The following is a 20505-nucleotide window of genomic DNA, read 5'->3' as shown; positions in this document are numbered from 1 at the left end:
GCCGGGTGGTGAGCACCGACTGGAAGAGCGACCTGCGGCAGCGCGGATACCGGCTGACACCGCAGCGACAGCTTGTGCTGGAGGCGGTCGACGCCCTGGAGCACGCCACCCCCGACGAGATCCTCGTCGAGGTGCGCAGGACGGCCTCCGGGGTGAACATCTCGACCGTCTACCGGACCCTGGAGCTCCTGGAGGAGCTGGGCCTGGTCTCGCACGCCCACCTCGGGCACGGCGCCCCCACCTACCACCTCGCCGACCGGCACCACCACATCCACCTCGTCTGCCGGGACTGCACCGAGGTCATCGAGGCGGATCTGGACGTCGCCGCCGAGTTCACGGCGAAGCTGCGGGCCGACTTCGGCTTCCGGACCGACATGAAGCACTTCGCGATCTTCGGGTTGTGCGAGGAGTGCGCCGCCCGCCGCGCGGCGGACGCCCGCCCCGAGCTGCCCTGACCCCGGGGGAGCGCCCCGGGCGCCGCGCCGGCGGGGTCGTACGCTTGGTGGCATGACCAGCAGCCCCTTGCTCCATCTCCCCGGCGCCGTACAGGCCGAAGGCCGTGACGAGGGCGTCGCCGCCCACTACGGAGAGCTCTACGGCGAACAGCGCTCCCTCGCCGACGGCCGAGGCTTCGTCGACCTCTCCCACCGCGGTGTCGTCACCGTCACCGGGGCGGACCGGCTCAGCTGGTTGCACCTGCTGATCACCCAGCACGTCACCGACCTCCCCGCCGGCCAGGCCACCGAGGCGCTGATCCTCTCCGCGAACGGCCACATCGAGCACGCCCTCTACCTCGTCGACGACGGGGAGACGACCTGGGCGCACGTCGAGCCCGGCACCCAGGAGGCCCTGATCGGCTACCTGGAGGCCATGAAGTTCTTCTACCGCGTCGAAGTCGCCGACCGCACGGCCGACTTCGCCGTCGTCCACCTCCCGGCCGGCTCGATCACCGAGGTCGCCAAGGACCTCGCCGTGCGCGAGACCCCGCACGGGCGCGACGTCTTCCTGCCCCGCGACGGGCTGGAGGCCTTCGCCGCCGCGCACGGCCCGGCCGCCGGCCTCCTCGCCTACGAGGCCCTGCGCGTCGAGGCGCACCGCCCGCGCGTCGGCCTGGAGACCGACCACCGCACCATCCCGCACGAGCTGGGCTGGATCGGCACCGCCGTCCACCTCCAGAAGGGCTGTTACCGCGGTCAGGAGACCGTCGCCCGCGTCCACAACCTGGGGAAGCCGCCGCGCCGGCTGGTCTTCCTGCACCTGGACGGCTCCGAGGTGCTCCTCCCCGCGCACGGCACGCCCGTACGGCTCGCCGCGGACGGCGAGGAGGGGCGTCAGCTCGGCTTCGTCACCACGGCCGTGCGCCACCACGAGCTGGGCCCGATCGCCCTCGCCCTGGTCAAGCGGAACGTCCCCGTGGACGCCCCGCTGCTCGTCGGGACCACCGCCGCCGCGCAGGAGGTCGTCGTGGCGCCGTAGCGCCCGGCAGGATCCGGAAGAGGCGCCGACAGGCCCTAGACGTCGATGACGATGGTGAACGGGCCGTGGTTGGTCAGCGAGACCCGCATGTCCGCGCCGAACCGGCCCGTCTCCACCGTCGCGCCCAGCGCCCGCAGTTGCGCCACGACCTCGTCGACCAACGGCTCGGCGACCGGGCCGGGCGCGGCCGCGTTCCAAGTGGGGCGGCGGCCCTTGCGGGCGTCCCCGTAGAGCGTGAACTGGGAGATCACCAGCAGCGGGGCGTCGATGTCGCTGCAGGACTTCTCCGCCTCCAGGATCCGTACGGACCACAGCTTGCGCGCCAGCACCGCGGCCTTCTCCGGGGTGTCGTCGTGGGTCACCCCCACCAGCACGCACAATCCCTCGCCGACGATCTCGCCGACCGTCTCCCCGGCCACGATGACGCTCGCGCCGTCCACCCTCTGCACCACTGCTCGCATACCACCTGTGTACCAGGCGTGCACCCGTCCGGGGCCGATCGGGTGCAGTGGGACTGCGTCGACACCACGGAGAGTGGCACGATGCACGCAGGCGGTGCCCCCAGCACCGGTCGAGGGGACGGATACGAACGATGAACACCTCTGGTACCTCCGCACCTGCACCCGCGTCACCCGCGTCGCCCGCCACCGGGCGGCCCCCCGCCCAGCGCACCGGCGACGGCCAGGGCACGACCCCCCTGACCGGCGCCGCCACCGCGCTCGGCCTGCCGGAGCTGCGCGCGCTGCGCCGCGACGCGCAGCGCGACGAGGCCGACCTGAGCTACGTACGCAGACTCCTGCAGGGCCGCATCGACATCCTGCGGGCCGAACTCGCCCGCCGGACGGACCCCGAGGCGCCGGTGGTCGACCGGCTGTCCGAGATCCTCGCCGACGCGCCGTCCAGCCGCAGGCCGTCCGCCCGCCACGTCACGCTCGGAACCCCGCACAACGAGGAGTTCCGGCTGCTGGCGGCCGAGATGCTCTCCGAAGTGGAACTGTCCGACCTGGACGCCCGCACCGATGCCGAACTGCACGACGCGATGGGCCGTCTGGTCCGCTACGAACAGCAGGTCTCGCGGCGCCGGCACCAGCTCCAACGGCTGGCCGACGACTCCAGCGCGGAGATCACCCGCCGCTACCGGGAGGGCGAGGCGCAGGTGGACGACCTGCTGGCCTAGGGCCGGTGGTCGAACTCCCGTCATCTCGCGGGCGACGACGGGACCTGACGGCGGGAACCGACGTCCGGGAACGCCGGGATCCGACGCCGCGAACCGGCGACCGGCCCCGGGGCGGTCCGGGACGCCTCCCCGAGGGAGGGGACCGCACGCCCCCGACGGCACGCCCCCGACGGACCGGCCCCCGACGGACCGGCCCGCTTCCCGGCGGGGCGGGCGGGGCGAAAATCGGGCGACCCCGGCCGCCGGGGCGATTAGCGTGAGCCGTTATGAGTGCTGACGTCCGCCCGATCGCCGCGTCCGAGATCCCCGACTGGATGCAGGCCCTGAACACCGGCTTCCTCACCGCGACCCGGGTGACGGATGCCGACGTGGCCCAACGGGCCGAGCACAGCGACCTCGCCCGCCTCCAGGGCGCCTTCGACCCGGACACGGGCCGCTGCGTCGCGAGCTTCCGGTCCTTCGCCCAGGAGCTGACCGTCCCGGGCGGGGCCGTCGTCCCGTGCAGCGCGATCTCCTCCGTCGCCGTCCTGCCCACCCACCGCCGCCAGGGCGTGCTCACCCGCATGATGGCCGCCGAGCTGGCGGCCGCCGGGGAGCGCGGTGACGTCCTGGCCACCCTCATCGCCGCCGAGTACCCGATCTACGGGCGCTACGGCTTCGGCCCCGCGACCTCGCTCTGCGAGTGGGAGATCGACGTACCGCGCACCGGACTCGACCGCAGGCTGTCCGCCCCCGCCGACGGCGGCCGGATCGACCTGGTGGACGCCGCCGAGGTCCTGCGGATCGGTCCCGCCCTGCACGAACGGCTGCGGGCCTCCGCGCACGGCGTGGTCGACCGCGACGCGCGCTGGTGGGACGTGGCGACGGGCGCGCAGGCGATGTCGCACTCCCCGTACAAGGACAAGTTCCACGCCGTGTACCGGACGGCCGCGGGCGAGGTCGCCGGGCTCGTCACCTACGGCGCCGACGAGCACTGGACCGCCGCGAAGACCCCGCAGAACACGCTGCGCGTCAGCGACCTGATCGCGCTCACCCCCGCCGCGGAACGGGCGCTGTGGCACTTCCTGTGCTCCGTCGACTGGGTGACCCGGGTCCGCAGCGGCTACCGGGCCCCCGACGACCTCCTCCCGCAGCTGCTGCCCGACCCGCGCGCGGCCGCGCTGGTGACCGCCGCCGACTTCCTGTGGGTGCGGGTGCTGGACGTCGTACGGGCCCTGACCGCACGGACGTACGAGGTTCCCGGCGTGCTCGTCCTGGAGATTGCCGACCCCGGCGGCCCGGCTGCGGGCCGCTACCGCCTCGACGCGGGCGCCGGCACCTGTTCCCGTACGGAGGAGCCCGCCGACCTGCGGCTCGACGCCGCCGCGCTCGGCGCCCTCTACCTCGGCGACGCCTCGGCCGTACGGCTGGCGGCGCTGGGCGAGGTGACCGAGGAGCGGCCCGGGGCCCTGGCCCTCGCGGACGCGGTGTTCCGCACCGCGCGCAGGCCGTGGTGCCCGGACGTCTTCTGACCGCCGGCGCGAGCACCGCCCGTCGCAGGCCCCCGCCGACCGCACCGCCGACCGAAGAGGACCGAATCACCCGTGGCATCGATCGTGGAACGGCTGCGCGCCGCCGGCTGCGTGTTCGCGGAGGAGGAGGCGGACCTGCTGGTCGGGGCCGCCACCGACGACGGACACCTGGCCGGCATGGTCGCCCGCCGGGTCGCCGGGGAGCCGTTGGAGCACGTCGTGGGCTGGGCCGAGTTCGGCGGGTTGCGCGTACAGGTCGGCGCGGGGGCGTTCGTACCGCGCCGGCGCACCGAATTCCTGGTGCAGGAGGCCGTCGTGCTGACCCGGCCCGGAGCGGTCGTACTGGACCTGTGCTGCGGGGTCGGCGCCCTGGGCGCCGCCGTCGCCTCCCGGATCCCCGGCGGTGTCGAACTGCACGCCGCCGACATCGACCCGGCGGCGCTGACGTACGCGCGGCGCAACGTGGCCCCTTACGGGGGCTCGGTCTGGGAGGGCGACCTGTACGCGGCGCTCCCGGCGGAGCTGCGGGGGCGGGTGGACGTGCTGGTGGTCAACGCCCCTTACGTGCCGACGGAGGAGATCGGCTTCATGCCGCCGGAGGCCCGCGACCACGAGCCGCTCGTCTCCCTCGACGGCGGCGCGGACGGCCTGGACGTCCACCGGCGGGTCGCTGCGGAGGCCCTGCGGTGGCTGGCCCCCGGCGGGCACCTGCTGATCGAGACCAGCGCCCGACAGTCGCCGGTGACGGCCTCCGCCCTGACGGGGGGCGGCCTCGCGGTCAGGGCGGTCACCTCGGAGGAGCTGTACGCGACGGTGGTGATCGGGCGGGCGCCGGTGTCCTAGGGCCCGCCGGCCCGGGCGGGGCGGCCCGGGCGTGCGGGCGGAGCTCTTCCCTCCGCCGGCCCCGACCGGCAAGTTGATCTTCCGTAGGGAAGTGTTCGGCGCGGGGGAAGGAATGCCGGTGGACGAGAGTTCGTCACCGACGGAGCGGTTCGAGGAGCACAGGGCGCACCTGAGGGCGGTGGCCTACCGGATGCTCGGCTCGCTCGGCGAGACCGACGACGCCCTCCAGGAGACCTGGCTGCGCCTGAGCCGCACCGACATCGGCGACATCGAGAACCTCGGCGGCCGGCTGACGACGGTCACCGCGCGGGTGTGCCTGAACATGCTGCGCTCGCGCGGGCAACGCCGCGAGGAGCCCATGGAGGTGGCCGAGGGCGCGGGCATCCGGATGCCCGACCCGATCATCGGTCCGGAGCGGGGCATGGACCCCGAGCAGGAGGGCTCCGCTCCGACGGCGGCCCCGGCGGCCGTCACACCGTCGTGCTCACCGGGGCCCGGACCGTGGCGGGCCGGGCGGTCACCTTCGGCCCGCTCACGCCGTTCACCCGTCCGGCGCTGATCAACGGGGCCGCGGGCGTGGTCGTGGTCGTGGTCCCGCAGTCCCGCGCGGTGTCCGTGATGGCCTTCACCGTCGTCGACGGGAAGATCGTCGCGATCGACGTCCTGTCCGACCCGCAGCGCCTGGGGGACCTCGACCTGACGCCCCTGGAGCACTGAGCCGACCGGGCCACCGCCCGGGCGGCCGCCTCAGCGGCGCCCGAGGACCTCGGCGATCCGGACGAACCCGTCCGTCCCGTGGCCGAGCCCGACGGCGCGGCGGGCCATGCCCTCGGCGGCGCGCATCACGCCCGCGTCGATGCCGTGCGCCTCCGAGGCGTGGACGATGTGGGCCATGGACGACACCGCCGAGGTGAGCGGGTTCCCCTCGCCGGAGTAGGTCCCGTCGTCCACGTCCGCAGCGGTCTCCTCGAAGAGGGGCGGCAGGATCGCCCCGATGCCCGCGGCGAACGGGGCCAGTTCCCGCGCCGTGATGCCCTCGGCCCGGGCCACCGCCAGGGCGTGCGCCCAGCCGGCCATGGCCGTCCAGAAGACGTCGAGCAGCGCGATGTCGTACGCCGCCGCGCGGGCGGTGTCCGCCCCGAGGTGGGTGTGGGTGCCGCCCAGCGCGGCGAGCACCGGGCGGAGTTCCTCGTACAGGTCCTGCGGGCCGCTGTGGAGGAACACCGCGTGCTCCGTGCCGATGGTGGTGGTCGGCGTCATGATCGCGCCGTCCAGGTAGCGGATCCCGTGCCGGTCGGCCCATCGCGCGGTGTCCCGGGCCCGGTCGGGGGTGTCGGCGGTCAGGTTCACGAGGGCGCGGCCCTTCAGCGCCGAGGTGACCGCTTCGGGCCGCAGCACCGAGTCCACCGCGTCGTAGTCGACCACGCACACCACGGTCAACGGGCTCGCGGCGACGGCCTCCTCGGCCGACGCGGCGACGGCGGCCCCGCGCCCGGCGAGGTCCCCCTCCCGGCCGGGGGTGCGGTTCCAGACGGTGGTGCGCAGCCCGGCGTCGAGGAAGCCGCCGGCCAGGGCCCGGCCCATGGGCCCCAGACCGAGCACGGTGACGGCAGACTGTTCGAAGGACGCGGGGGTGGACGTGGACATGGTTCGACTCCCGGTAAGAGGACGACAGGACGACTACGGATCGGGAACGGGGCGGGGATGACGCGCGGTCGGGCGCAGGACACGGAGGTCTGCGGGGTGACGGCGGCGATCGCGGTGATCGACGGCAAGTGGAAGACCGCGCTGCTGTGGCTGCTGGAATCGGGTCCGCACCGCCCGGGCGAGCTGCGTCGACAGCTGCCGGGCCTGAGCGAGAAGGTGCTGACTCAGGCGCTGCGCGAGATGGAGGAGGACGGTCTCGTGCACCGGCAGGTCCACGACGTGCTGCCGCTGAAGACCGAGTACTCCCTGACGGCCTTCGGTCGCGACCTCTCCACGGCCCTGGGCCCGGTCTCCGACTGGGGCCACCGCCGCCTGGAGCGGCTCACCGGTGCGGCCGGGGAACGACCGGCCTCGTGACGCACGCCCACCTGCCCACCCCGCCCTCCCGGCCCGTTGCCGGGCGGCCCCTCGGCCGCCCGGGACAAGCCTGGCCCGGGCGCGGGGGCATGCCAAGTACCCACTAAAAGGTGGGTACCCGGCCGCGTTCCCCGGGCCGCCGGAACCGGCGGACGGCTCCCGGGAAGGACGGCCCCCGGGAAGGGCCGTCGCCGGTGCGGTCGGGGCCGGTTACCGCTTGCGGGGCTGGTTGAACCGGAGCATGTTGCCCGCCGGGTCGCGGAAGGCGCAGTCGCGGACTCCGTACGGCTGGTCGACGGGTTCCTGGAGGACCTCGCCGCCGGCCGCCCGGACCCGCTCGAAGGTGGCGTCGACGTCGTCGGTGGCGAAGATGACGCCGCGCAGCATGCCCTTGGCCAGCAGTTCCGCCATGGCCTGCTTGTCGGCGGCCGAGGCGTTGGGGTCGGCGAGCGGCGGTTCGAGGACGATCTCCACGTCCGGCTGCGCGGGGGACCCGACGGTCACCCAGCGCATGCCCTCGAACCCGACGTCGTTGCGGACCTCCATGCCGAGGACGTCGCGGTAGAAGGCGAGCGCCTTGTCGTGGTCGTCGACCGCGATGAAACACTGCGAGAGCTTGATGGTCATGCCCTCGACGTTACGAGCCGTCGCCCGTTCCCGCTTCTCCGTTCCTGACCGGTTCCGGGTTCCTGAGGGGGCGCGTGGACACCTTGGCCACGCAGGCCGGGATCGCGGCGCCCGCCTCGTGGCAGCGGGCCCGGTAGGCGCTCGGCGTCTCGCCGACCAGCTCGGTGAAGCGCGAGCTGAACGACCCGAGCGAGGTACAGCCGACCTCGAAGCAGACCTCCGTCACGCTCAGGTCCCCGCGCCGCAGCAGCGCCTTCGCCCGCTCGATGCGGCGGGTCATCAGGTACCCGTACGGCGTCTCGCCGTAGGCGGCCCGAAAGCTGCGGGAGAAGTGCCCGGAGGACATCAGGGCGACCCGCGCCAACGCCGGCACGTCGAGCGGCTGCGCGTAGTCCCGGTCCATGGCGTCCCGAGCCCGCCGCAACCGTACGAGGTCGTCCAGGTTCACGCCCCCAGCCTCCCACGACGTGTCGCGGGCCGGCCCCGAGCGGCCGCGGGCCCGCGCTCCGGCCGCCCGGTGGGAACGAGCACCGCCGACGTGTGGGCGTACGGTCGGCGACGCGCCAGGCCCGGCCATCCCGCGCGACCCCGCCCGCAGGGGGTGCGCGCTTTTGCAAGCAGGCGCTTGCAATAGTTAGCAGGGTGCGGCAGGATCGGGGCATGGCATCGCTCAACGTCGGAAATCTCGGCGAGTACCTCCGCGACCAGCGGCGGCAGGCTCAACTGTCCTTGCGGCAGCTGGCCGACGCGGCGGGGGTGTCGAATCCGTACCTGAGCCAGATCGAGCGCGGGCTGCGCAAGCCGAGCGCGGACATCCTCCAGCAGCTGGCCAAGGCTCTGAGGATCTCCGCGGAGACGCTGTACGTGCAGGCCGGAATCCTGGACGAACGGGACCGCGACGAGGTGGAGACGCGCGCCGTCATCCTCTCCGACCCGTCGATCAACGAGCGGCAGAAGCAGGTGCTGCTCCAGATCTACGACTCGTTCCGCAGGGAGAACGCGCTGGACACCGAGGCGGCCGCCGACGCCGCCCCCGGCCCGGCCGCGGACTCCGGTGCCATTGCCGACGACGGGGACCTGCCCCCCAAGAACTGACTGTGATCCGGGAGGACCAGCACATGGCCATCGCCGATGACCTGAAGAAGACCCTCACCGACCCCACCCCCCTCTACTTCGCCGCGGGCACCGCCGACCTGGCCGTACAGCAGGCCAAGAAGGTGCCCGGCCTCATCGAGCAGCTGCGCGCCGAGGCCCCCGCGCGGATCGACGCCGTCGTGAACACCGACCCGAAGGTCGTCCAGGGGAAGGCCAAGGAGGCGCAGGAGGCGGTCACCGCCAAGGTCGCCGAGGTCTTCGGGGCGATCGACCCGAAGAAGCTGGGCGAGACCGCCCAGGACCTGGCCCTGCGCGGTGTCGGCGTGGCCGCCGAGTACGCGGTGCGCGCCAAGGAGACCTACGACAAGGTCGCCGAGCACGGCGAGCAGGCCGTACGGGCGTGGCGCGGCGAGATCTCCGACGACATCGTGGACCTGGCCGACGTCGTGGAGCCCGACCCGAAGGCGAAGCCGGCGCAGGAGTCCGCGACGACCGCGGGCGAGGCCTCCGACGCCGCTGCTTCCGACACGGCGACCGCTGACGCCGCGACCGCTGACGCCGCGACCTCCGACGCGGCGGACGGCTCCGCCGGGGCGAAGCCCGCGCGCAAGACCACGGCCCGCAAGAGCACGGCCAAGAAGGCCGCCGCCACGACCGGCGGCGAGGCCTGATCGACGGGATCGGACCGGGCACCTGAGCGGTGCCCGGTTCGTTGTCGTTTGGGAAGACGGCTCCGGCGGTAGCGTGGAGTAAGGCGTGCCGGACGGGAAAAGGACGGTTGAGACGATGCTCATGCAGGGTTTCGACAACGGGGTGCTCCCGCTGTTCGGCTACGCCATGCTGGCGCTCGCCGTCGTGGCGCTCGTCATGGCCGCGATGCCGAGCGCGCAGGCCTACACGGCGGCCGACAAGCAGACCAAGACCTTCTGGCTGGTCATTCTCGGCGTCACCGTGGTGGTGGACTTCTTCCTGGCGATGCTCTTCCTGCAGATCGCGGGCCTGGTGGCCACGATCGTCTTCTTCGTCGACGTCCGGCCGGCGCTCAAGCAGGTCACGGGCGGCGGCGGCAAGCGCAGGGGCAGCAGCAGCGACGGCCCGTACGGGCCGTACAACGGCGGCCGCTAGCCGCGAGGCGGTGACGGTCGGCCGGCGGCGCGTACGCGCGGCCGGCGGCCGGTCGGTCGCCGGTTCTTCGGTCGCCGACCCGGCCCTCCGGGCGGGCACCGGTTCGCCGGTCCCCGGCCCTCCGGTCCGGCTCAGCCCTCGTTGCGGGAGAGCAGGACGACGGCGACGTCGTCGGTGAGTTCGCCGCCGTTGAGGCGGCGGGCCTCCGTCACGGAGGCCTCCAGCAGTCCCTCGCCGGTCAGGCCGCGGTCCAGGTGACGGTTGATCATTTCGACCATGCCGTCCTGCCCGAGCCGCTCCTTGCCCTCGCCGATGTGGCCTTCGATCAGGCCGTCGGTGTAGAGCATCAGGCTCCAGGTGCCGCCCAGTTCGACCTGGCGGCGGGGCCAGCGGGCCCGGGGGAGCAGGCCGAGCGCAGGTCCGCTGTTCTCGTACGGCAGGAGCCGCGCCGGTCGACCCGGCCGGGATATCAGTGGGGCCGGGTGCCCGGCCAGGCACAGGCCCGCGCGGCGGCCGTCCGGGGCGATGTCGACCGTGCACAGCGTCGCGAAGATCTCCTCGCAGGGACGCTCGACTTCGAGCACCTCCTGGAGCGTGGAGAGCAGGTCGTCCCCGCACAGGCCGGCCAGGGTCAGGGCGCGCCAGGCGATGCGCAGCTCGACGCCGAGGGCCGCCTCGTCCGGGCCGTGGCCGCAGACGTCGCCGATCATCGCGTGGACGGTGCCGTCGGGGGTGCGGACGGTGTCGTAGAAGTCGCCGCCGAGAAGGGCCCGGCTGCGGCCGGGCCGGTAGCGGGCGGCGAAGCGGAGGTCGGAGCCCTCCAGAAGGGGCGTGGGCAGCAGACCTCGCTCCAGACGGGCGTTCTCCTGGGCCCGCAGTTTCGATTCTGCAAGTTTGTACTGGGCGATGTCCGCCCGCTTTCTCTCCACGGCGTAGCGGATGGCGCGGCTGAGCAGCCGGCCGTCGAGCTCGTCGCGGAAGAGGAAGTCCTGGGCGCCCACGCGGACGGCTTCGGCGGCGCGCTCGGCGTCCGCCTCGGAGGTCAGTACGAGGACGGCGTGACGCGGGGCCAGACGCAGCACCTGGCGCAGGGTCGCGAGACCGTCCTCGGTGTCCGTGCCGGGCAGCGACAGGTCGAGCAGCACGCAGTGCACGTCGGGGGTGAGCAGCCGCGCGGCCTCGGTGAGGTTGCGGGCGCTGCGCAGCCGGATGCGGTGACCGTCGGCGTCGAGGATCTCGGGGACGGTGAGTCCGCCCGCGGGGTCGTCCTCGATCACCAGCAGGGTCAGCGACGCCTGTGGTGCGGGGGCCGGTGTGGGGGCCGGCACGGGGGCAGGGCCCGGGCCGGGCGTCGCGGGGGTGACGGAAAGAACCGCCGGACCGCTTTCCACGGGCGGGGTGTTCCGCTGCCGCGGTACGGGTACGGACATCGTCTCCGGTTCCTTCCCTCCCCCCGAGGGTGCGCTCATGCGCCGACCCTAGCGGGCGGGTGGCGGCGAACGGAATGGCGGTTCGGGGGAGGGCCTCCGTCATATGCCGTTATCGCGGGGGATAAGCGGGCCGATGGATGACCAACGTCACGGAACCCCCACAACCCCGTCCCGCTCACCGAGACCCCGCGCCCCACGGGCGAAACCCCTGTCGGACCGCCGTACGTGACGTCGCACACCCCGGATCCGCGCCCCTCCCACCGCCCTTGTGCGTGATGCTGCACACTCCCGGCCGCCGGAGGCCCCGAGACCCCGCCCGCGTGACGCCGAACACCCTCGCGCGGCCGGACCCTTACGGGCACGCGCGGACGGGGGCTACGCGTCGGGGCGGACGACGGCCTTGATCGGCATCGAGCCGACGCCCGCCATCGTCACGTTCCGTCCGGGGCGGGGCGCGTGGACCATCGCGCCGTCCCCGACGTACATGGCGACGTGGCTCGCGTCGTCCCAGTAGATGATCAGGTCACCGGGGCGTATGTCCTTCATGGCCACCTTCGGCAGCAACCGCAGTTGCTCCTGCGAGGTGCGCGGGATGCCCTTGCCGGCCGCCAGCCAGGCCTGGGAGGTCAGACCTGAGCAGTCGTACGAGCCGGGCCCGGTGGCCCCCCACACGTACGGCTTTCCCATCTGCGCCGTCGCGAACTGCACGGCCCGCTTCCCGGCGTCCGTCGCCGAGCCCTTCGCGTCCTTCAACGCGCCCGTCGACAGCCACTGGGTCTGGGCCTTGTACTGGGCTTCCTGCTCCAGCTGGAGGAGCCGGGCCTTCTCCTCGGCCTCCAGCTTGTTCTCCAGCTCCTCCGCCGCCTTGATCTTCCCCTCGATCTCCTTCTTGGCGGCCTCCTGCTTGGTCCGGTTCTCCTCCATCTTCTGCCAGAGCGCGCCCGCGTCCTTGGCGTAACGCTCCAAGTCGGCCTGGGTCCGGTTCAGTTCGGACAACAGGTCCGTGGTGGCCTTCTCGCCCTGCCGCAACCGGTTCGCCCCGTCGAGGAACTGGCTCGGGCTGTCGCTCAACGCCAGTTGCGCGCCCGGCGGCAGGCCGCCCGAGCGGTACTGGGCGCGCGCCGCGGCGCCCGCGCGGGACTTCAGGCCGGAGATCCGGTCCTGCCCGGCCACGACCAGCTTCGCGATCTCCACGATCCGCTCGGACTGGGCCTTGGTCTCGCTCTCCGCGAGGTTGTACGCGTCCGTGGCGCTGCCGGCCTGCCGGTACAGCCCCTCTATGTCCTTGCGGATCTGCTCCAGCGACTTGGCCCCGGGTGCGGGCGTCGCGGGAGGGGTGGCCGGCGCCGAGGGCGCGGGGGGCGGGACGGGGGCGGCGGGGGCCGCGTACGCGGTGCCCCCGGCGATCGCGGGGGCCGTCAGTATCGCCATCGCGCACAGCACTGTCAGGGCCGACGCCCCGTGCCGACGCGACGCTCGCTTCACGGTCCCCATGGCTCCCCCAGGCGCCCCGAGTCCGACCGGACGTCAGGCGCTTCACCCGACATCAGATCTGACTATTCATCAGTAACTTGTCACTGTCTCCGGGATGGTGCCACGACTCCGTGAATTCCAACACCCTTCCGGGTCACGGTCCGATCATGACCGGCCACGCCCCGCCCACCCCTGCCGACTCAACGGCCCGCCCACGAGGCCGGTTCCCCGTTCGGCGAGGTTCACCCCGCCGGGCGCAACGCCTCCCACCGCACCGTCAGTTCCCCCTGCCTCCAGCGCACCGGACCGTCCGCGAGCGGCCAGTCGGCGGACAACGCCCGCGCCGTCCGGATCCACCGCTGCCGCGCCCCGTACGAGGCGTACGGGGCCGAGGCCGCCCACGCCCGGTCGAAGTCCCGCAGGAACGCGTGGACCGGCTCGCCCGGCACGTTGCGGTGGATCAGCGCCTTCGGCAGCCGCTCCGCCAGGTCCGACGGACGCTCCAGGGAGGCCAGCCGCGCCGCGAAGGTCACCGTGCGCGCCCCCTCCGGCCCGAGCGCCACCCACACGTGCCGCCGGCCGATCTCGTCGCACGTCCCCTCCACGAGCAGGCCGCCCGGGGCCAGCCGCGCGCAGAGCCGCTCCCACACCTGGGCGACCTGTTCCTCGTCGTACTGCCGCAGCACGTTCGCCGCGCGGATCAGGGCCGGACGCTCGCCCCCGTCCAGCGGCACCTCGAAGCCGCCGTGCCGGAAGCTCAGCCCGTCCCGCTCGTACGGCTTGGCCCCCGCGACCCGCGCCGGCTCGATCTCGATGCCGACCACGCGCACCGCCGGCGCCGCCTCCCGCAGTCGCGTAAGCAGTTCCACCGCCGTCCAGGGGGCCGCCCCGTACCCGAGGTCCACGGCCACCGGCGCGTCCGCCCGCCGGAGCGCGGCTCCGTGCGCCGCCGCGATCCAGCGGTCCATGCGGCGCAGCCGGTTCGGGTTGGTCGTCCCCCGCGTCACGGTGCCCACGGGGCGCTTCGGGGGCGGTGGAGTGCTGCGGGAGGCCATGCGCCGAGCCTAAGCGGAGGGCCCTCGTCGGATAAAAAACCGGCAAACAGCGAAGGAAAATCCGCCGGCCCCGGAATGCGGGCGACGCCCGTCCGGGTTGCACTCCTTGCAGGGCGCCCACAGCGCCCCCGCAGTCATGCCGCCGCAGTCATGCCGCCCTGCGGGGCGGTCCGCCGCGACCGTCCGTGCGCGTCGTCCCAGCGCGTCGTCCGAGAGAGAGGAACTGCTCCCTTGAGCCAGTACGTGTCCCGTCTCGGCGGCAGCATCAGCGGACGCCTCGCCGCCGCCCGCAGCACGCGCCACGACACGCCCCGGCTGCGCCTGCCGGCCGTCGGCCACCACCGCAAGCCGCGCCGCGTCGCCATGCTCAGCGTGCACACCTCACCGCTGCACCAGCCCGGCACCGGCGACGCCGGCGGCATGAACGTGTACATCGTCGAGCTCGCCAAGCGGCTCGCCGCGATCAACATCGAGGTCGAGATCTTCACCCGGGCGACCACCGGTGGCCTGCCGCCCGTGGTCGACCTGGCCCCGGGCGTCCTCGTCCGGCACGTCGACGCGGGCCCGTACGAGGGCCTCGCCAAGGAGGAGCTGCCCGCCCAGCTCTGCGCCTTCACGCACGGCGTCATGCAGGCCTGGGCCGGTCACCGCCCCGGCTACTACGACCTCGTCCACTCCCACTACTGGCTCTCCGGCCACGTGGGCTGGCTCGCCGCCGAACGCTGGGGCGTCCCCCTCGTCCACGCCATGCACACCATGGCCAAGGTCAAGAACGCGGCGCTCGCCGTCGGCGACACCCCCGAGCCGGCCGCCCGCGTCATCGGCGAGACCCAGATCGTCTCCGCAGCGGACCGCCTCATCGCGAACACCGCCGAGGAGGCCGACGAGCTCGTGCGCCACTACGAGGCCGACCCCGGCAAGGTCGCCGTCGTGCACCCCGGCGTCAACCTCGACCGCTTCACCGTCGCCGACGGCCGGGCCGCCGCCCGCGCCCGCCTCGGGCTCCCGCAGGACGCCGTGATCCCCCTGTTCGCCGGCCGCATCCAGCCGTTGAAGGCCCCCGACATCCTCCTGCGGGCCGTCGCCGAGCTGGTCGGTCAGGACCCGTCCCTGCGCCGCCGCCTCTTCGTCCCCGTCGTCGGCGGGCCCAGCGGCAGCGGCCTCGCCAAGCCGGAGGGGTTGCAGAAGCTCGCCGCGAAGCTGGGCATCGCCGACCTCGTGCACTTCCACCCGCCCGTGGACCAGGACCGGCTCGCCGACTGGTTCCGCGCCGCGTCCGTGCTGGTCATGCCGTCGTACAACGAGTCCTTCGGGCTCGTCGCCATCGAGGCCCAGGCAGCTGGTACGCCGGTCCTCGCCGCCGCGGTCGGCGGCCTGCCCGTCGCCGTCGACGACGGGGTCACGGGCATCCTCGTACCCGGCCACGACCCGGTCGACTACGCCCGCGAGCTGCGACGCTTCGTCGACGAACCGGGGCTGGCCGACAGCATGGGCGCGCAGGCCGCGCGGCACGCGAAGTTCTTCGGCTGGGACACCGCCGCCAGCGGCACCGCCGACGTCTACACCGCGGCCATGCATGATCATCGCCGTCGCGTACGCTCCCACCATGGCTGACACCGCCGCGATCATCGAGAGCGTCCTGACCGGCGCCGAGCTGGACTGGGAGAGCCCCGAACCGGGCTCGTACGTCGTCCAGGTCCCCGGCACCCGCAAGCTGAGCACCACCTGCTCCCTGCGCGTCGGCAAGCACTCCCTCTCCGTCAACGCCTTCGTGATCCGCCACCCGGACGAGAACGAGGCCGGCGTCCACCGCTGGCTGCTGGAGCGCAACCTCAAGCTGTACGGGATGGCCTACGCCGTCGACCCGCTCGGCGACGTCTACCTGACGGCCCGCCTCCCGCTGTCCGTCATCACCCCGGACGACCTCGACCGGCTGCTGGGCACCGTCCTGGAGGCCGCCGACGGCGCCTTCAACACCCTGCTGGAGCTCGGCTTCGCGGGGGCGATCCGGCGCGAGTACGAGTGGCGCGTCTCCCGCGGCGAGTCGACCCGCAACCTGGACGCCTTCAAGCACCTGACCGGGCCGTCCCGCACGGTGGACGAAGCGCCCCCGACGCCGGAGGCGTGACGACGTCGGACGCCGCCGACGACGGCGGGCGTCCGACGGCGCCGGGAGCCGGGCTACGCCGCCGGCGCCGTCGCGACCGACTTCGCGTCGAGCGACTTCGCGTCACCCGTGCCCGCGACGGTGACCGCCTCGACCACGACCCCCCGCTCGTCCTTCCCGACGTGCGCCCGCTCGCCCGTGCCGTCACCGTCCCGCTCACCCGTACCGTCGGACCCGGCGTCCTCCGGCAGGTTCCGCATCAGCAGCCAGTACCCCAGCGCCGCGACCGTCCCCAGCACCCCGGTGATCGCCCACAGCCAGTCCGCGCCCAGCCGGTCCATGACGATCCCGGCCATGAGCGGCGCCACCAGCGAGGCCACCGCCCAGGACATCGTGTACATCCCCTGGTAGCGCCCCCGCCCGTGCACCGGCGACAGCCGCACGACGAGCCCCATCTGGGTCGGCGAGTTCACGATCTCCGCCAGCGTCCACACGCAGACCGTCAGCGCGTACGCCCACAGCGGCCCGGCGAAGGCCGTCATCGCGAACCCGTACCCGGCCAGCAGCGCCGAGGCCACCAGCAGCTTGCGCGGGTCCCGGTGCTCGATGAACCGCGTGACCGGGATCTGGAGCACCACGATCAGCAGCCCGTTGGCCGCGATGACCAGGCCGTACTCGGCCGGCGAGAACCCGGCCGCGCCCATGGCCGCGGGCAACCCCACCGAGCCCTGCGTGAAGATCAACGAAATGACGAAGGACAGCCCGACGACCCCCATGAACCGGCCGTCCCGCAGCACCGTCCCCATGCCGACCTCCGGCTCGGGGTCGAACCCCTTCCCGACGGCGCTCCGCTCCGGCCGCGACTCCGGCAGCTTCACGTACACCAGCACCGCGCAGGCCAGTGTCAGGGCCGCCTCGCCCAGGAACCCCGCCAGGTAGCTGTACTGCGCCACCAGACCGGCCACCGCCGCGCTGATCCCGAAGCCGAGGTTGATCGCCCAGTAGTTCAGCGCGAAGGCCCGCACCCGGTCCTCGGGCCGGACGATGTCCGCCATCATCGCCGACACCGCAGGCCGCGAGGCGTTCGACGTCATCCCGACCAGCAGGGCCACCGCCGCGATCGCCGCAGGATGCTCCATGAACCCCAGCAGCGCCACCGAGAACGCGGTCGACGCCTGGGCCACCAGCAGCGTCGGACGCCGACCCAGCCGGTCGGTCATCACCCCCGCCACGAGCGACGACAACACCCCGCCCAGCCCGTGCAGGGCGACCACAAGTCCCGCGAAGGTGACCGAGTAGCCCCTGTCCAAGGTCAGGTACAAGGTCATGAAAGTGGCGACGAAGGCCCCGAGCCGGTTGACCAGCGTGCTCGCCCACAGCCACCAGAACGCCCTCGGCAGACCCGACACGCTCTCCCGGGCAGCCCGTCTCAGACTCTCAACGGACATAAGGATCCCCCCGGGATTTGTAAGTGTCTCTATACGTCTCGGCACATTACGATCCAAGATCCTTGGACGGCCACTCGATTGTCACCATCCGTCAATCGAAGGCGGTCCACGCCGCGCGCGAGTGCCCCGGGGAGTCCATTAGGCTCGTACGCATGGCCGACGCACCGTACAAGCTGATCCTGCTCCGTCACGGCGAGAGCGAGTGGAACGCGAAGAACCTGTTCACCGGCTGGGTGGACGTCAATCTCAACGAAAAGGGCGAGAAGGAGGCGGTCCGCGGCGGTGAGCTGCTCAAGGACGCCGGCCTGCTCCCCGACGTGGTGCACACCTCGCTCCAGAAGCGCGCGATCCGCACCTCCCAGCTCGCGCTGGAGGCCGCCGACCGCCACTGGATCCCGGTGCACCGCTCCTGGCGCCTGAACGAGCGCCACTACGGCGCCCTCCAGGGCAAGGACAAGGCCCAGACCCTCGCCGAGTTCGGCGAGGAGCAGTTCATGCTGTGGCGCCGCTCGTACGACACCCCGCCGCCGGCCCTTGAGGACGGCACGGAGTTCTCGCAGTCCGGCGACCCCCGCTACGCGACGATCCCGCCGGAGCTGCGCCCGCGCACCGAGTGCCTCAAGGACGTCGTCGTCCGGATGCTGCCGTACTGGTACGACGGCATCGTCCCCGACCTCCTCGCCGGCCGCACCGTCCTGGTCGCCGCCCACGGCAACAGCCTCCGCGCCCTGGTCAAGCACCTGGACGGGATCTCCGACGAGGCCATCGCAGGCCTGAACATCCCGACCGGCATCCCGCTGGCCTACGAACTGGACGCCGCGTTCAAGCCCCTGAACCCGGGCGGCACCTACCTCGACCCGACCGCCGCCGCGGCCGCCATCGAGGCCGTCAAGAACCAGGGCAAGAAGAAGTAACCCCCCCCCGATCACGCCTCCCACCCGCGCGTACGGCGCGGGGCGGGAGGCGTTTTCACGTGCCTGCGGGAAGTGAGCGCCATGCGTCGAAGGCCCGTGCTGTGTGATGCCTGCGCGCTCCTGCGGCGGCGTCGCGATCCCGACTCCCGGACCACGGCCGACCGGTACGTCGCCACGTGTGCCGCCTTCCCGGAGGGCATTCCGGTCGACGTCCTTCCCGGTGGGTTCGATCACCGCCGTCCCCATCCCGGGGACGGCGGGGTGATGTTCGAGCCGAGGGAGGGCAAGGAGAGGATCGTGGCCCTCTACGAGGCCACCGTGCCGCAGGAGCGCAGGGCGCGGGTCCCGACGGCGGCGCGAGGCGACGAGCCCGGAGCGTCCGGCCCGGCACCCGGATCCGCCCCCGCGTGAAGTGCCGTTTCAGCGTTGAAGTTGATCGGCCGTACGGGTGATCGATTCGTTTCTGCGCTGGGCCGGGGAGGCGGTGCGGGGCTAGAACCTCGGTCATGATCAAGAACTTCGTGCGGCGCGGTCTGCCCGCGCTCGCCCTCGCCCTGCTGCCCGCCATGGCCTCCGTATCGGCCGCCGACGCCGCCCCCGCGGCGCCCGCCGCCCTCGCCGCCCCCGCCGGGCCCGGCGTCGCCCGCAGCGACGCCCACTTCCACGCCCCCGCCACGCTCCGCAAGAACCAGGCGTGGACCTCCGGCAACGGCCGGGCCGTCCTGCGCGTCCAGGGCGACGGGAACTTCGTCCTCTACAAGGACGGCAACCCCGCCTGGCAGGCCCCCAACGTGTGGCCCAAGGCCGAGACCGCCGTCATGCAGGAGGACGGCAACTTCGTCGTCTACGACCGCTCCGGCAACCCCGTCTGGGCGGCCGGCACCTGGAACAGGGGCCGCTACCTGGCCGTCCAGGACGACGGCAACGTCGTCGTCTACGACGGGAGCGGTCGGCCGGTCTGGGCGACCAACACCGGCGACTGAACCCGGCCGCGGGCGACCGAACCCGGCGGCGGGGGCCGTCCGGGAAACCGGGGCCGGCGCGCGGCAAGGCGAAGGGCCCCTCCCCGGGACACGGGAAGGGGCCCTTCTGGAACGGACGGGTTCAGCCGCCGCACTGGCAGGGCGCACCGGACTGGCAGCCGCAGCCGCAGCCCGATCCGCAGCCGCAGGCCGCGAGCAGGGGCAGGCGCAGCGGCTCGGGCCGCGGCGGCTGCTCCTGTTCCGGGGTGATGGGGACGGGGGAATCGGGCATGGATCCTCCTCGTGGGGGCACGCACGGCAGGTCGTACGAGTACGCGGTTGCCTTCGCCCTCATTCATGCCCAGCCACACCGGCGCGTCAACGGCGCATTGAAGCGAGCCGCCGCGAAGCAGGGGCGAACGCCCGCGCCACCCACCCCGCGACCGGCCCGTCGGGCCCCGCGACCGAAGTCCGGGACCCCGCGACCGGCCCGTCGGGCCCCGCCACCCAGGTCTCAGACCCCGTCGACCTGCGTCGGCTGCTGCAGCTCGTCCGCGTGCTCGCCCGTCACCAGGTAGACGACGCGCTTGGCGACCGACACCGCGTGGTCCGCGAAGCGCTCGTAGTAGCGGCCCAGCAGCGTCACGTCGACCGCCGTCTCGATGCCGTGCTTCCAGCGGTCGTCCATCAGGTGCTGGAACAGCGTGCGGTGCAGCTGGTCCATCTCGTCGTCGTCCTGCTCCAGCTGGAGCGCCAGGTCGACGTCCTTCGTGATGATGACCTCGGCCGCCTTCGCCATCAGCCGCTGCGCCAGCTGCCCCATCTCCAGGATGGTCGCGTGCAGGTCACGCGGCACCGCGCGGTCCGGGAAGCGCAGCCGTGCCAGCTTCGCCACGTGCTGGGCGAGGTCGCCGGAGCGCTCCAGGTCGGCGCTCATCCGCAGCGACGTGACGACGATGCGCAGGTCGGTGGCGACCGGCTGCTGGCGGGCCAGCAGCGCGATCGCTCGGGCCTCCAGGTCGTGCTGGAGGTCGTCCACCTTCTGGTCGGCGGCGATGACGCTCTCCGCGAGCTTCAGGTCGGCGTCGAGCATGGAGGTGGTGGCCCGCCCGATCGCGGAACCGACGAGCCGGGCCATCTCGACCAGGCTTTCTCCGATCGAGTCCAGTTCCTCGTGGTACGCGTCCCGCATTGGTGT

General features: G+C 73.1%; 26 protein-coding genes. 16 read left to right on the top strand and 10 right to left on the bottom strand.

Features of this window, described 5'->3' with window-relative positions; translation table 11 throughout:
* Positions 1 to 5 precede the first annotated feature (5 nt).
* On the top strand, positions 6 to 455 hold the full coding sequence (locus ACFVS6_RS19000) for a Fur family transcriptional regulator (RefSeq protein WP_389705093.1): 450 nt from the start codon (positions 6 to 8) through the stop codon (positions 453 to 455).
* A gap of 52 nt (positions 456 to 507) precedes the next feature.
* Positions 508 to 1476 carry a YgfZ/GcvT domain-containing protein gene (locus tag ACFVS6_RS18995; RefSeq protein WP_389705091.1) on the top strand — a complete coding sequence of 323 codons (969 nt, stop codon included), beginning with the start codon at positions 508 to 510 and terminating at the stop codon, positions 1474 to 1476.
* 35 nt (positions 1477 to 1511) lie between these two features.
* On the opposite strand, the gene dtd is transcribed toward ACFVS6_RS18995, so the two are convergent.
* Positions 1512 to 1937 (bottom strand): D-aminoacyl-tRNA deacylase, encoded by a 426-nt coding sequence (gene dtd, locus ACFVS6_RS18990; protein ID WP_389705089.1) that lies wholly within the window; start codon positions 1935 to 1937, stop codon positions 1512 to 1514.
* 131 nt (positions 1938 to 2068) lie between these two features.
* On the opposite strand from dtd, the gene ACFVS6_RS18985 reads away from it, so the two are divergent.
* From ACFVS6_RS18985 to ACFVS6_RS18965, 5 genes are all read left to right on the top strand, one after another.
* The gene (locus ACFVS6_RS18985) at positions 2069 to 2653 is read left to right on the top strand and encodes an AmfC protein (protein ID WP_389705087.1); all 585 of its coding nucleotides are present in this window, start codon (positions 2069 to 2071) and stop codon (positions 2651 to 2653) included.
* A gap of 266 nt (positions 2654 to 2919) precedes the next feature.
* A complete protein-coding gene (locus tag ACFVS6_RS18980) occupies positions 2920 to 4164 on the top strand; it encodes a GNAT family N-acetyltransferase (protein ID WP_389705085.1) in 1245 nt (414 codons plus the stop codon).
* A gap of 72 nt (positions 4165 to 4236) precedes the next feature.
* Positions 4237 to 5007: a putative protein N(5)-glutamine methyltransferase gene (locus ACFVS6_RS18975; RefSeq protein ID WP_389705083.1), complete on the top strand. Its 771-nt coding sequence runs from the start codon at positions 4237 to 4239 to the stop codon at positions 5005 to 5007.
* A 118-nt stretch (positions 5008 to 5125) separates the two neighbouring features.
* Complete coding sequence (locus tag ACFVS6_RS18970; protein ID WP_389705082.1) at positions 5126 to 5566, top strand: sigma factor; 441 nt, start codon at positions 5126 to 5128, stop codon at positions 5564 to 5566.
* Between the two features lie 17 nt (positions 5567 to 5583).
* Positions 5584 to 5724 carry a hypothetical protein gene (locus ACFVS6_RS18965; RefSeq protein WP_389705081.1) on the top strand — a complete coding sequence of 47 codons (141 nt, stop codon included), beginning with the start codon at positions 5584 to 5586 and terminating at the stop codon, positions 5722 to 5724.
* Positions 5725 to 5754: 30 nt separating this feature from the next.
* Here the strand turns inward: ACFVS6_RS18965 and ACFVS6_RS18960 are convergent, their stop codons facing one another.
* A complete protein-coding gene (locus ACFVS6_RS18960; RefSeq protein WP_389705079.1) occupies positions 5755 to 6654 on the bottom strand; it encodes an NAD(P)-dependent oxidoreductase in 900 nt (299 codons plus the stop codon).
* A gap of 57 nt (positions 6655 to 6711) precedes the next feature.
* Between ACFVS6_RS18960 and ACFVS6_RS18955 the strand changes: the two genes are divergently transcribed.
* Complete coding sequence (locus ACFVS6_RS18955; protein WP_389705078.1) at positions 6712 to 7071, top strand: winged helix-turn-helix transcriptional regulator; 360 nt, start codon at positions 6712 to 6714, stop codon at positions 7069 to 7071.
* A 210-nt stretch (positions 7072 to 7281) separates the two neighbouring features.
* Here the strand turns inward: ACFVS6_RS18955 and ACFVS6_RS18950 are convergent, their stop codons facing one another.
* Together ACFVS6_RS18950 and ACFVS6_RS18945 are read right to left on the bottom strand one after the other, a co-directional pair.
* Positions 7282 to 7698 carry a VOC family protein gene (locus tag ACFVS6_RS18950; RefSeq protein ID WP_385578154.1) on the bottom strand — a complete coding sequence of 139 codons (417 nt, stop codon included), beginning with the start codon at positions 7696 to 7698 and terminating at the stop codon, positions 7282 to 7284.
* A 10-nt stretch (positions 7699 to 7708) separates the two neighbouring features.
* Positions 7709 to 8146: a helix-turn-helix transcriptional regulator gene (locus ACFVS6_RS18945; RefSeq protein WP_389705077.1), complete on the bottom strand. Its 438-nt coding sequence runs from the start codon at positions 8144 to 8146 to the stop codon at positions 7709 to 7711.
* 212 nt (positions 8147 to 8358) lie between these two features.
* Here ACFVS6_RS18945 and ACFVS6_RS18940 point away from each other — a divergent pair, with 212 nt between their 5' ends.
* The 3 genes from ACFVS6_RS18940 to ACFVS6_RS18930 all read left to right on the top strand — a co-directional run bounded on the left by ACFVS6_RS18940 (position 8359) and on the right by ACFVS6_RS18930 (position 9918).
* Complete coding sequence (locus ACFVS6_RS18940; protein WP_389705076.1) at positions 8359 to 8793, top strand: helix-turn-helix domain-containing protein; 435 nt, start codon at positions 8359 to 8361, stop codon at positions 8791 to 8793.
* Positions 8794 to 8816: 23 nt separating this feature from the next.
* Complete coding sequence (locus ACFVS6_RS18935; protein ID WP_389705075.1) at positions 8817 to 9464, top strand: hypothetical protein; 648 nt, start codon at positions 8817 to 8819, stop codon at positions 9462 to 9464.
* A 115-nt stretch (positions 9465 to 9579) separates the two neighbouring features.
* Positions 9580 to 9918, top strand: coding sequence for a DUF2516 family protein (locus tag ACFVS6_RS18930; RefSeq protein WP_389705074.1), 339 nt, complete (start codon positions 9580 to 9582; stop codon positions 9916 to 9918).
* 131 nt (positions 9919 to 10049) lie between these two features.
* Here the strand turns inward: ACFVS6_RS18930 and ACFVS6_RS18925 are convergent, their stop codons facing one another.
* The 3 genes from ACFVS6_RS18925 to ACFVS6_RS18915 all read right to left on the bottom strand — a co-directional run bounded on the left by ACFVS6_RS18925 (position 10050) and on the right by ACFVS6_RS18915 (position 13876).
* Positions 10050 to 11348, bottom strand: coding sequence for a PP2C family protein-serine/threonine phosphatase (locus ACFVS6_RS18925; protein WP_389705169.1), 1299 nt, complete (start codon positions 11346 to 11348; stop codon positions 10050 to 10052).
* A 375-nt stretch (positions 11349 to 11723) separates the two neighbouring features.
* On the bottom strand, positions 11724 to 12842 hold the full coding sequence (locus tag ACFVS6_RS18920; RefSeq protein WP_389705073.1) for an NlpC/P60 family protein: 1119 nt from the start codon (positions 12840 to 12842) through the stop codon (positions 11724 to 11726).
* Positions 12843 to 13063: 221 nt separating this feature from the next.
* A complete protein-coding gene (locus ACFVS6_RS18915) occupies positions 13064 to 13876 on the bottom strand; it encodes a class I SAM-dependent methyltransferase (protein WP_389705071.1) in 813 nt (270 codons plus the stop codon).
* 231 nt (positions 13877 to 14107) lie between these two features.
* Between ACFVS6_RS18915 and mshA the strand changes: the two genes are divergently transcribed.
* A complete protein-coding gene (gene mshA, locus ACFVS6_RS18910) occupies positions 14108 to 15490 on the top strand; it encodes a D-inositol-3-phosphate glycosyltransferase (protein WP_389705070.1) in 1383 nt (460 codons plus the stop codon).
* Positions 15483 to 16004, top strand: coding sequence for a YbjN domain-containing protein (locus tag ACFVS6_RS18905; RefSeq protein WP_389705069.1), 522 nt, complete (start codon positions 15483 to 15485; stop codon positions 16002 to 16004). The genes mshA and ACFVS6_RS18905 overlap by 8 nt, the downstream gene beginning before the upstream one ends.
* A gap of 53 nt (positions 16005 to 16057) precedes the next feature.
* Here ACFVS6_RS18905 and ACFVS6_RS18900 read toward each other — a convergent pair whose 3' ends face one another.
* Positions 16058 to 17431 (bottom strand): MDR family MFS transporter, encoded by a 1374-nt coding sequence (locus ACFVS6_RS18900; RefSeq protein ID WP_389705067.1) that lies wholly within the window; start codon positions 17429 to 17431, stop codon positions 16058 to 16060.
* Between the two features lie 152 nt (positions 17432 to 17583).
* Here ACFVS6_RS18900 and ACFVS6_RS18895 point away from each other — a divergent pair, with 152 nt between their 5' ends.
* From ACFVS6_RS18895 to ACFVS6_RS18885, 3 genes are all read left to right on the top strand, one after another.
* A complete protein-coding gene (locus tag ACFVS6_RS18895) occupies positions 17584 to 18345 on the top strand; it encodes a phosphoglyceromutase (protein WP_389705065.1) in 762 nt (253 codons plus the stop codon).
* 81 nt (positions 18346 to 18426) lie between these two features.
* On the top strand, positions 18427 to 18756 hold the full coding sequence (locus ACFVS6_RS18890; RefSeq protein WP_389705063.1) for a hypothetical protein: 330 nt from the start codon (positions 18427 to 18429) through the stop codon (positions 18754 to 18756).
* A gap of 95 nt (positions 18757 to 18851) precedes the next feature.
* Positions 18852 to 19328, top strand: coding sequence for a hypothetical protein (locus tag ACFVS6_RS18885; RefSeq protein ID WP_389705062.1), 477 nt, complete (start codon positions 18852 to 18854; stop codon positions 19326 to 19328).
* 121 nt (positions 19329 to 19449) lie between these two features.
* Here the strand turns inward: ACFVS6_RS18885 and ACFVS6_RS18880 are convergent, their stop codons facing one another.
* Positions 19450 to 19599: a hypothetical protein gene (locus ACFVS6_RS18880; protein WP_167344738.1), complete on the bottom strand. Its 150-nt coding sequence runs from the start codon at positions 19597 to 19599 to the stop codon at positions 19450 to 19452.
* 222 nt (positions 19600 to 19821) lie between these two features.
* On the bottom strand, positions 19822 to 20499 hold the full coding sequence (phoU, locus tag ACFVS6_RS18875) for a phosphate signaling complex protein PhoU (protein ID WP_042813786.1): 678 nt from the start codon (positions 20497 to 20499) through the stop codon (positions 19822 to 19824).
* Between the last annotated feature and the right edge of the window lie 6 nt (positions 20500 to 20505).

The organism is Streptomyces sp. NPDC057939, assembly GCF_042887545.1.
Taxonomy (GTDB): domain Bacteria; phylum Actinomycetota; class Actinomycetes; order Streptomycetales; family Streptomycetaceae; genus Streptomyces.
This window is presented reverse-complemented; position numbering and strand designations above follow the sequence as displayed.

Coding starts and splice junctions, on each gene's coding strand:
- phoU (WP_042813786.1), bottom strand. CDS start 20,499: ATGCGGGACGCGTACCACGAGGAACTGGACTCGATCGGAGAAAGCCTG.
- ACFVS6_RS18920 (WP_389705073.1), bottom strand. CDS start 12,842: ATGGGGACCGTGAAGCGAGCGTCGCGTCGGCACGGGGCGTCGGCCCTG.
- ACFVS6_RS18915 (WP_389705071.1), bottom strand. CDS start 13,876: ATGGCCTCCCGCAGCACTCCACCGCCCCCGAAGCGCCCCGTGGGCACC.
- ACFVS6_RS18885 (WP_389705062.1), top strand. CDS start 18,852: ATGATCAAGAACTTCGTGCGGCGCGGTCTGCCCGCGCTCGCCCTCGCC.
- ACFVS6_RS18960 (WP_389705079.1), bottom strand. CDS start 6,654: ATGTCCACGTCCACCCCCGCGTCCTTCGAACAGTCTGCCGTCACCGTG.
- ACFVS6_RS18925 (WP_389705169.1), bottom strand. CDS start 11,348: ATGTCCGTACCCGTACCGCGGCAGCGGAACACCCCGCCCGTGGAAAGC.
- ACFVS6_RS18980 (WP_389705085.1), top strand. CDS start 2,920: ATGAGTGCTGACGTCCGCCCGATCGCCGCGTCCGAGATCCCCGACTGG.
- ACFVS6_RS18895 (WP_389705065.1), top strand. CDS start 17,584: ATGGCCGACGCACCGTACAAGCTGATCCTGCTCCGTCACGGCGAGAGC.
- dtd (WP_389705089.1), bottom strand. CDS start 1,937: ATGCGAGCAGTGGTGCAGAGGGTGGACGGCGCGAGCGTCATCGTGGCC.
- ACFVS6_RS18890 (WP_389705063.1), top strand. CDS start 18,427: ATGCGTCGAAGGCCCGTGCTGTGTGATGCCTGCGCGCTCCTGCGGCGG.
- ACFVS6_RS18900 (WP_389705067.1), bottom strand. CDS start 17,431: ATGTCCGTTGAGAGTCTGAGACGGGCTGCCCGGGAGAGCGTGTCGGGT.
- ACFVS6_RS18955 (WP_389705078.1), top strand. CDS start 6,712: ATGACGCGCGGTCGGGCGCAGGACACGGAGGTCTGCGGGGTGACGGCG.
- ACFVS6_RS18950 (WP_385578154.1), bottom strand. CDS start 7,698: ATGACCATCAAGCTCTCGCAGTGTTTCATCGCGGTCGACGACCACGAC.
- ACFVS6_RS18880 (WP_167344738.1), bottom strand. CDS start 19,599: ATGCCCGATTCCCCCGTCCCCATCACCCCGGAACAGGAGCAGCCGCCG.
- ACFVS6_RS18985 (WP_389705087.1), top strand. CDS start 2,069: ATGAACACCTCTGGTACCTCCGCACCTGCACCCGCGTCACCCGCGTCG.
- ACFVS6_RS18940 (WP_389705076.1), top strand. CDS start 8,359: ATGGCATCGCTCAACGTCGGAAATCTCGGCGAGTACCTCCGCGACCAG.
- ACFVS6_RS18995 (WP_389705091.1), top strand. CDS start 508: ATGACCAGCAGCCCCTTGCTCCATCTCCCCGGCGCCGTACAGGCCGAA.
- ACFVS6_RS18905 (WP_389705069.1), top strand. CDS start 15,483: ATGGCTGACACCGCCGCGATCATCGAGAGCGTCCTGACCGGCGCCGAG.
- ACFVS6_RS18930 (WP_389705074.1), top strand. CDS start 9,580: ATGCTCATGCAGGGTTTCGACAACGGGGTGCTCCCGCTGTTCGGCTAC.
- ACFVS6_RS18935 (WP_389705075.1), top strand. CDS start 8,817: ATGGCCATCGCCGATGACCTGAAGAAGACCCTCACCGACCCCACCCCC.